Origin of the sequence: Streptomyces sp. NPDC001380 (assembly GCF_042895785.1) — a bacterium.
Taxonomy (GTDB): Bacteria; Actinomycetota; Actinomycetes; order Streptomycetales; family Streptomycetaceae; genus Peterkaempfera.
Map to the genome: position 1 here is coordinate 1 of NZ_JBIAWP010000051.1, position 7,496 is coordinate 7,496.

The window sequence follows — 7,496 nt, forward strand, 5'->3', positions numbered from 1 at the left end:
ACTTCGACCAGGTTGAGCGGGCCGTCCTCCCGTGGGTCGCCTGGTACAACGGCGAACGGCTCCACTCCGCCCTCGGCTACGTACCGCCGGACGAGCACGAGCAGGCGTACTGGACGAGACTGGAGCAACACCCGCAGACCGCCTGATCACACGATCACGGACTCCACGAAAGTCGGGGCAGCTCACCGTCCCGCTTGACCGAGGCCAGTTGGCGCAGGGAGGTGTAGTCCAGATCGAGGGCAACGCCGTCCGGTTCGATGATGCGCGCAGGGTCGCCGTGAGCGTCGAGGCCGATCCGGGTGGTCCTGCCGATCTCGTCGGTGCGGGCGACGACCCGGCCGGACTCGTCGTACTCGGTGAGCGTCGTGAACCCGAGAGGGTCCACCGTCCTGGTGACGTGATGCTGTTCGTCGTAGTGGTACTCGGTGGCGTTCCCGAGGCTGTCGGTTGCCGTCGTCACCCGGCGATCGGTGTCGTAGGCGAACGCGGCGGACAGGTATCCGTCATGACCGGCACCACGCACCACCCGGCCGGACTCGTCGTAGACGTACTCGTAGCCCTGCCCGTTGCGGTCGATCCAGGCGGTCATCCGTCCTGCCGTGTCGTACTCGTAGACGTAGGGAAGGCCGGAGGAGTTGACGACGCCGGCCAGACGCCCGTCCGGGTAGTACTGGTAGTCGACGACATCCACTTCTTCGCCCGGACCGGTTGCGTCCAGCAGCCGCAGTGCCTCCACCCGCGGTCCTCCCGCAGTGGGGAGCGTGCTGACCGCCACCCTGTACCCGCCTGTGTGCCGGACCTCCAGGGGAAGACCGGCGGCGTCGCGAAGGAAGATCAGGCGGTGATCGTTGCGGTCCGAGAGGACCGTGATCGAGCGGATCTCACCGACCTGGTAGGACGTGGCTCCCGAGCCCGCGAAGTGACGTGTCCAGCCGCGGTCGGGGTCCTCGATACGGAAGGTGTCCGTCCGGTCGTCCCAGACGAGAGGCCAGCGCGCACCCGCCTGCGGAAGAACGGGCTCCCCCGGCCGTGCGGGCAGTGGGTAGTGCAGGATCTGGGAGTCGTCCCCGGCGTAGTGGACGCCGTCCGCATCGATCTCGATGCGCTGGTCGAGTGTGGAGGACCAGCCGGGACCGTACAGCCGCCCGCCGATGTAGCCGGAGGCGTAGGACCTGCGGAGGACGAGCGGCAGCAGACCGGGAAGCATGAGGTCCGTCCCCGAGGTGACCACCTGGCCGGAGACCACGTCCACCGGGTCTCCCGCGGTGCGGCACCCGTGGTTGCCGTCGACGGCCTGTCCGCGCCTGCCGCCGCGCCCCAGCGGCTGCTCCCCCGGACCCCGACGGCCACCGGCCGTACGCGGCGCGTGGGGCAGGTCCTTCTTCCCGCTTTCGAGGATCTTCTTCAGCTCGTCGGCATGCTTCGCGTCCGTCTGCCGGGTGTTGTGGGCGACCTTCTTGAGATTGTCCCCTGCAGAGCGGTAGAGGTCCTTGACGGCCTTGCCCGCGTCCTCGGCCAGCGTCCTGCCGACCTTCTGTGCCCCGTGCTCGAGGGCTTTGACGATGCGGTTGCTCATTCGAAGGTCACCCCCGCCAGCTTGGTCTGGAACGTCTGGGCGTGGGCGGCGACCGTATCCGCGTGGGCGTGCATGGTCTGTGCATGCGCCTCCAACGCGGCCGGATCGATCCGGAACCCCTCCCCCGCCGCTCCCCCACCCGCGGAGACCCCCAGCGCGGACTCGGCGGCCTGGAACACCAGCCCGGACGCCGCCCGGCCGACCACGTCGGCCAGCGGGTCGATGGCGGCCTCGACGACCTGGGCGATGATGTACTGCTCGAGTTGCTGCTCCAGGAAGTTGACCAGCCGCTTCCCGGCCTCCTCGATCGCGATGAGCGCAGCCTCGGCCGCCCCCAGCGTGGCCACCGCCGCCGCCTGGTCGGCGACGAACGCCGCAGCCAGCGCGGTGAGCTCGGCGATCGCCTCGACCTTCATGCCGACGATCACGTCCGCCGCCACGTCCAGCGCCGTCGCCACCACGCGGCACGCCTGGACCAGCTCGGTCATGTGGCTGTCGGACAGCTGCGCCCACTTGGCCAGCAGCGCCTCGTACGACGCCCCCTCGTACGCCTGCCCCAGCTGCCTGACCGTGGCCGTCGACTCCTCGTGGGCCGTCTCCACGTTCGTGGCGAACTCCTGCACGTGCGAGGCGAACTCCCGCACCTTGTCCTCGTTCACCGACGGCCAGTTGATGCCGATGAAGTCGAGGAACGACACCACCTCACCCGGCAGCTCGATCGCCATGGCGCTCCTCCCCCGTAGCCGTGCACACAACCGACCCTAGCGACAGACGTTCGACGGAGGAACGCGGGTTCCCTGCAACGGGACAGCGAAGGCCCCTTGCTCAAAGCCGACCGCGGCGCGGGACGAACGTCCCCGGGCTGCACCTGGCCCTGACCTGCTCCGGCACGTGTCCGCGCAGTCGGATGCGGGGCTCACTCCTTCAAGGCCGTCCCGCCAGGGCACGTGCGGGTCTGAGGCACTGGCCGGAACTACTCGGCATACTTTGCGCGTGACCATCAAGGACGGTCCGCTGCCCGGACCGTGGGAACTGATCGAAGGAACCGACTGGGTCTCGCTCGCGCATGCCCGCGGACCGGCAGGGGACACCCGCGCCGCCCTGATCGAGTTGCTCACCGGCGATCCCGATGCGCAGGCCCGGGCCCTGCGCCACCTCGACGACCCGGTGCACCACCAGAACACCCTCTACTCGGTCACCGCCCCCGTGGCCCTGTACATCGCGGTGATTCTCGATGATCCCCGCACAGCCACGACCCTCCCCGGCCAGCGGGAAGGCGGGAGGCACCCGCTGCGCGCCGCCCTGCTGGACTGGCTGGGGTCCGTGGCCGACGAGGTCGGCAACCACGCAGTGCAGACGCTGGAACGAATGGGCCTCTCCCTGGAGGACCATCCCGAGTCCGCCGCGGTCCAGGCACTACGTCCTGCGCTCTTCCAGGCCGTGTCCGCCTTCCTCCACGATCCCGACTGCGCCGTCCGGACAGCGGCCGTCGCCGCAGCCGTCCCCCTTCTGGACGCTCCCGAGCTGGCCACGCACCGGCCGGCCCTCGCCCCGCTGGTGCGCACCGTGCTGTCCGCCGGCGACAACCGGCACCACCGGGCGGCCGCCGCCCGAGGCCTGAACGCCTGGGGAGAGGACAGCGACCCCGGGCAGACGACGCAGGATCCGGACCCGTGGGCAGGCGGGTGCAGCAGCGAGCCACCCTTTTGACACTCTCCGGCTCGGGGGTCGGGCGCTTCGCATCCCACCTCCGCCAGAAGGCGCGACGCGATCATGGCTGGTGTGACCACGAGGCGGAGCCTTCCTGAAAAGCCTCGTTCACAGGGCTCAGCCCGTAGGTTCCCGGCAGGTCGGCGACAACCGGGAGGCGGGCCTTGCGGCCTCATGGGCCTTGCAAACCCCCGCCGTCCCGACGGATGGCACTCATGCGTGCCTGGACACCACGGAGCATCGGCCCCTGCCACGGCGCCGTCCCGGCACCATTTGGCGCAGGAAGCCGCCTTCCCTCCTCCCAAGAACGACCCAGCCGCCGAAGGGCGAGCGCGTCCAAGCTAGAGTGCGGACAGCCGACACCGCTCTCCGCGCAATGTCGCAGGTGCGAGGTTCGCCGTCTGCCCGTCGCCGGCGAGCGTGGAGACCCACGCGATGGGCCGGGGGACGACGACGGCGGTCAGCAGCTTGTAGAAGGCCCCCGCGTCCATGGCCTCGGGGTCGTAGTCGATGCGCATGCCGCCAGTATCCACACCGGCGGGCGGTGGATCGTAGCAGCGCAGCCCGGTCCGACCAAGCTGCGTGTTCTGCGGAGAGTGCCCGGTGTCGGCAGGCACGAGCACCGGAGCTGAGCCCCATGTCCACACTGAGCCGTTTCCAACTTGGCTGATCGGGTGGCCGGTTGGCGTGGGGGTGGGGTCTGGGAAGGGGTGAAGCTCCTGGTAGACGGGTTGCCGACCAAGAGCAACCTGTCCGCCCGGAGCTTCACATGCTTGTCCACCCATCGGGGATCGATCTGTCCAGCACCGCCCTGCGCTACCTCTCCCGTCTGTTGTCCGCGCGGCGCCTGGAGCTCGGCACGCGGTGGCGCCGGCTGAGCGCGGACCGACAGGCCCTGCTGGTCCTGGCCCACCTGCGCTGCGGCCACACGCCCCCAGCCTCCGGCCGGGAGGGACCCCCAACGCCCAGCTCGCGGCCGGGTTCGGTGTCGGGATCGCCACCGTCCACCGCTCCATCGCGGAGGCGGTAGACGTCCTGGCCGCCATTGCTCCCGACCTCGCCGAGGCCGCCCGCACCGCCGCACGCAAGGCGTTCGTCATCCTGGACGGCACCCTGCTGCCCATCGACCGGATCGCCGCCGACCGCCCCCACTACTCCGGGAAGCACAAGAAACACGGCATGAACGTGCAGGTCATCGCCGACCCTCCCCCAGCCTCCGGCCGGGGGTGCCCCCAGGGAGGCTGCTGTGGGCCTCGCCCGCCCTGCCCGGCGCGGTCCACGGCATCAAGGCCGCCCGCACCCATGGCGTCATCGACGCCCTGGCGGGGCCCGGCGTGCGCTGAGGTTGCACCCCGAGTGTGGACACCGGGTTTCATGCTGCGAGGTCGAGGCTAGCGGAGTCGATCAAGCGCTGTTCGAACTCGATGGGTGTGAGGTACTGCAGAGCTGAATGCCGGCGGCGGTGGTTGTAGTACGAGAGCCAGCGGAACAGGTCGAGCCGTGCCTCGTCCTTCGAGGTCCACCGGCGCCGGTGCGCCAACTCCCGCTTCAGGCCCTGGAAGAACGACTCGGCCAGGGCGTTGTCGCAGCTGGATCCGACCCGTCCCATGGATCGGCGGATGCCGTGCCGGCGGCAGGCCGCGGCGAAGGCCCGGCTGGCGTACTGGGCGAGTTCAATCCGTCGTTGCAACACCAGGTTGTTGGCTCGAGCGTAGCTGCTCCTCGAAGACCTCGGCGGGAGTCTTCCAGCCGAGGATCTTGCGGGGTCGGTTGTTGATTGCCAGGGCGACGGCTTCGAGGTCCTCGGCCGACCACCGGGACAGGTCGGTTCCCTTGGGGAAGTACTGGCGCAGCAGACCGTTGGTGTTCTCATTCGTCGGGCGCTGCCAGGGCGCGTGGGGATCGGCGAAGAACACCTTCGTTCCGGTCTCGAGCGCGAACCGGGCGTGGCCGGAGAGCTCCTTGCCGCGGTCCCAGGTGAGGGTCCTGCGCAGATGCTCGGGCAGCCGCGTCATCGACGCCGTCAGCGCGGCGTTCATCGCGACGGCGCCGTAGCCGCCCAGCGACGGGCTGTTCCTTTCCGGGGGCTTGTCGGCCCAGCCCTCCAGCCGGGGCAGGTGGACCAGGATCGTTGACCGGCTGGAGCGCTCGACGAGCGTGCCGATCGCTGACCGGCTGGTCCCAATGATCAGATCACCTTCCCAGTGCCCCGGCATCGCACGGTCTGCGGCCTCAGCGGGCCGTTCGCTCAAGACGACGTCCGCGGTGACATGCCCTTGCGGCTTGTTCCGCGACCTCGCCCGAGGCTCTCGAAGCGCCCGCCCGGTGCGCAGGCAGGTGACCAGCTCCCGCTTGAGCGCACCACGGCTCTCAATGAACAGCGACTGGTAGATCGCCTCGTGGCTGATGCGCATGGACTCATCCTCGGGGAAGTCGACCGTCAACCGGTGCGAGATCTGCTCCGGGCTCCATGCCGTCGCCCAACGCCGGTCGGCGCGGTGCGGCTTGTTCAGTCCCTTCCACGCAGGCGTCGGCGGCCCTGCCACGACCGTCCCGTCAGGCCGGTGAACGTTCCCCGAGAGCCGCTCCTGCACGTACTGGCGCAACCGGTCGTTGTCCGCGAGCTTCGCGCTCTTCGGGCGCCTGGCTGCCAGCTGAGCCTTCCACTGGGCGGCCGTCGCGCGGTACTCCTGCTTGCCGCCGCGGGTGGCGGCGTTGCGGCGTAGTTCGCGAGAGATCGTCCCGGGATCCCGCGCCAGGGCGCGGGCGATCTCGCGCACCCCCTTGTCCATCGCCCTGAGGATCGCGATCTCCTCGCGCTCCTCGAACGTGAGGTACCGGCCCGTGGGCTCGGCCAACGAGATCGGAGGCATGCCGCCAGCGTGACGAAACCACCGCGCACCCACCGGCCACGACACGCCGACCGCCAACGACGCCTCCGCCGTCGTGACCCCCGTGGCGATCAGACGCCAAAACTGACGCTGTACGACCCGAGACGGATCGGGTCGCCCCGGCGAACGCATCGCCGGCCGCAACGCACGGTCAGCACGCCACTGCCGACGCCGACCGCCCGGAACATCGCTGGTCTTCCGACTCCAGTCCGCCGTGGCCACGTCCCACACCTCCGAGATCAAGGTGTTGCGACGACCAGTTGAATCCGCCTTGCGCTCCGCGATCGGTGTGGAACGCCACGCCTGCGACGTTCCCGCCGCGGGCGGCCACGGCTGCCTCGATGGCATCGACGACCAGGTCCACGCGCATGTGGTCGGCGATGGACCAGCCGATCACCCGGCGCGAGCAGATGTCGATCACCGTGGCCAGGTAGAGCCACGACGATCCGACGGGGATGTACGTGATGTCGCCGCACCAGCGGACATCGAGCGCTGCGGCGGTGAAGTTGCGCTCGAGCAGGTCCGGCGCCGGCGGCGCGGTGTGGTCCCGCACGGTTGTCCGCTTGCGTTTGCGCAGGTGGAGGCCGACGATGCCGTGCTCGCGCATCAGCCGGGCCACCCGCTTGCGGTTGATGAGCCGGCCGCGGGCCCGTAGCTCGGCATGGACCCGCGGAGCCCCGTAGGCGCCGGCGTGCTCGCCATGGACCGCCCGAATCTCCGCGGTTACCTCGGCGTCGGCCCGCTCGCGGGCCCGGCGGGCCTCCACGCCGGCCTGCCACCGATAGAACCCGGACCGGGAGACCCCCAAGACCCGGCACAGCCGCTGGACGCCGAACTCCCCGGCGACGGTGAAGATGAAGGCCCAGCGGCGGCTCACTTCATCTCCTTCGCGAAATACTGGGCCGCCCGGCGCAGGATCTCCCGCTCCAACTGCCACTCCTTCTCCGCCTTACGCAGGCGGGCCAACTCGGCCCGCTCGTCCGCGCTCAATCCGCCGGAGGCCGTGTCCGCCTGCTCGGAGCGGCGCACCCACGTCCGCAGCGTCTCCCGGTTCACCCCGGGCTCCACCGCCACCGACTCCACCGTCCGGCCCGTGGACCGGACCAGCGTCACCGCATCCCGCCTGAACTCGTCGCTGTACTTCGACGGACGTCCCACCTGGACTTCCCCTCCCGGATCCTCGGATCCGATTGTCAGGGGTGTCCACACTCAAGGGGCAACCTCCAAGGCCGGGAAGTTAGCGTTTTCGCAGGTCCTGCAAGCACGTTGAGAGGTTGAGGCGAAAGCGCAACGGAGCTCGTTGGTACAGGCAGTCGACC

The 7,496-nt window shown here is 69.9% G+C and carries 5 protein-coding genes and 4 pseudogenes; 3 read left to right on the forward strand and 6 right to left on the reverse strand.

The window, feature by feature from the left end; genetic code table 11:
• Positions 1–146: integrase core domain-containing protein (locus ACFY07_RS28275; protein ID WP_390872400.1), on the forward strand; the 146-nt coding region annotated here is incomplete at its 5' end.
• A gap of 8 nt (positions 147–154) precedes the next feature.
• On the opposite strand, the gene ACFY07_RS28280 is transcribed toward ACFY07_RS28275, so the two are convergent.
• Positions 155–1,576, reverse strand: a complete 1,422-nt coding sequence (locus tag ACFY07_RS28280) for a DUF6531 domain-containing protein (protein ID WP_390872396.1) — start codon at positions 1,574–1,576, stop codon at positions 155–157.
• Positions 1,573–2,301: a WXG100 family type VII secretion target gene (locus tag ACFY07_RS28285; protein ID WP_390872397.1), complete on the reverse strand. Its 729-nt coding sequence runs from the start codon at positions 2,299–2,301 to the stop codon at positions 1,573–1,575. The genes ACFY07_RS28280 and ACFY07_RS28285 overlap by 4 nt, the downstream gene beginning before the upstream one ends.
• 268 nt (positions 2,302–2,569) lie before the next feature.
• Between ACFY07_RS28285 and ACFY07_RS28290 the strand changes: the two genes are divergently transcribed.
• Positions 2,570–3,286 carry a hypothetical protein gene (locus ACFY07_RS28290; protein ID WP_390872398.1) on the forward strand — a complete coding sequence of 239 codons (717 nt, stop codon included), beginning with the start codon at positions 2,570–2,572 and terminating at the stop codon, positions 3,284–3,286.
• 383 nt (positions 3,287–3,669) lie between these two features.
• Here ACFY07_RS28290 and ACFY07_RS28295 read toward each other — a convergent pair.
• Positions 3,670–3,804: pseudogene (locus ACFY07_RS28295) on the reverse strand (flavin reductase family protein); the annotation flags it as partial.
• A gap of 251 nt (positions 3,805–4,055) precedes the next feature.
• On the opposite strand from ACFY07_RS28295, the pseudogene ACFY07_RS28300 reads away from it, so the two are divergent.
• A pseudogene (locus ACFY07_RS28300) lies at positions 4,056–4,626 on the forward strand (IS5/IS1182 family transposase); the annotation flags it as partial.
• Between the two features lie 32 nt (positions 4,627–4,658).
• Here the strand turns inward: ACFY07_RS28300 and ACFY07_RS28305 are convergent.
• The 3 genes and pseudogenes from ACFY07_RS28305 to ACFY07_RS28315 form a co-directional block, all read right to left on the reverse strand.
• Positions 4,659–4,955: pseudogene (locus ACFY07_RS28305) on the reverse strand (transposase); the annotation flags it as partial.
• A 4-nt stretch (positions 4,956–4,959) separates the two neighbouring features.
• Complete coding sequence (locus tag ACFY07_RS28310; protein WP_390872399.1) at positions 4,960–6,159, reverse strand: IS30 family transposase; 1,200 nt, start codon at positions 6,157–6,159, stop codon at positions 4,960–4,962.
• Positions 6,160–6,448: 289 nt separating this feature from the next.
• Positions 6,449–7,335 (reverse strand): annotated as a pseudogene (locus ACFY07_RS28315) (IS3 family transposase); the annotation flags it as partial.
• Between the last annotated feature and the right edge of the window lie 161 nt (positions 7,336–7,496).

What these genes read in the sequence shown, in the direction of transcription:
- ACFY07_RS28280 (WP_390872396.1), bottom strand. Translation starts at nt 1,576, where the DNA reads ATGAGCAACCGCATCGTCAAAGCCCTCGAGCACGGGGCACAGAAGGTC.
- ACFY07_RS28285 (WP_390872397.1), bottom strand. Translation starts at nt 2,301, where the DNA reads ATGGCGATCGAGCTGCCGGGTGAGGTGGTGTCGTTCCTCGACTTCATC.
- ACFY07_RS28310 (WP_390872399.1), bottom strand. Translation starts at nt 6,159, where the DNA reads ATGCCTCCGATCTCGTTGGCCGAGCCCACGGGCCGGTACCTCACGTTC.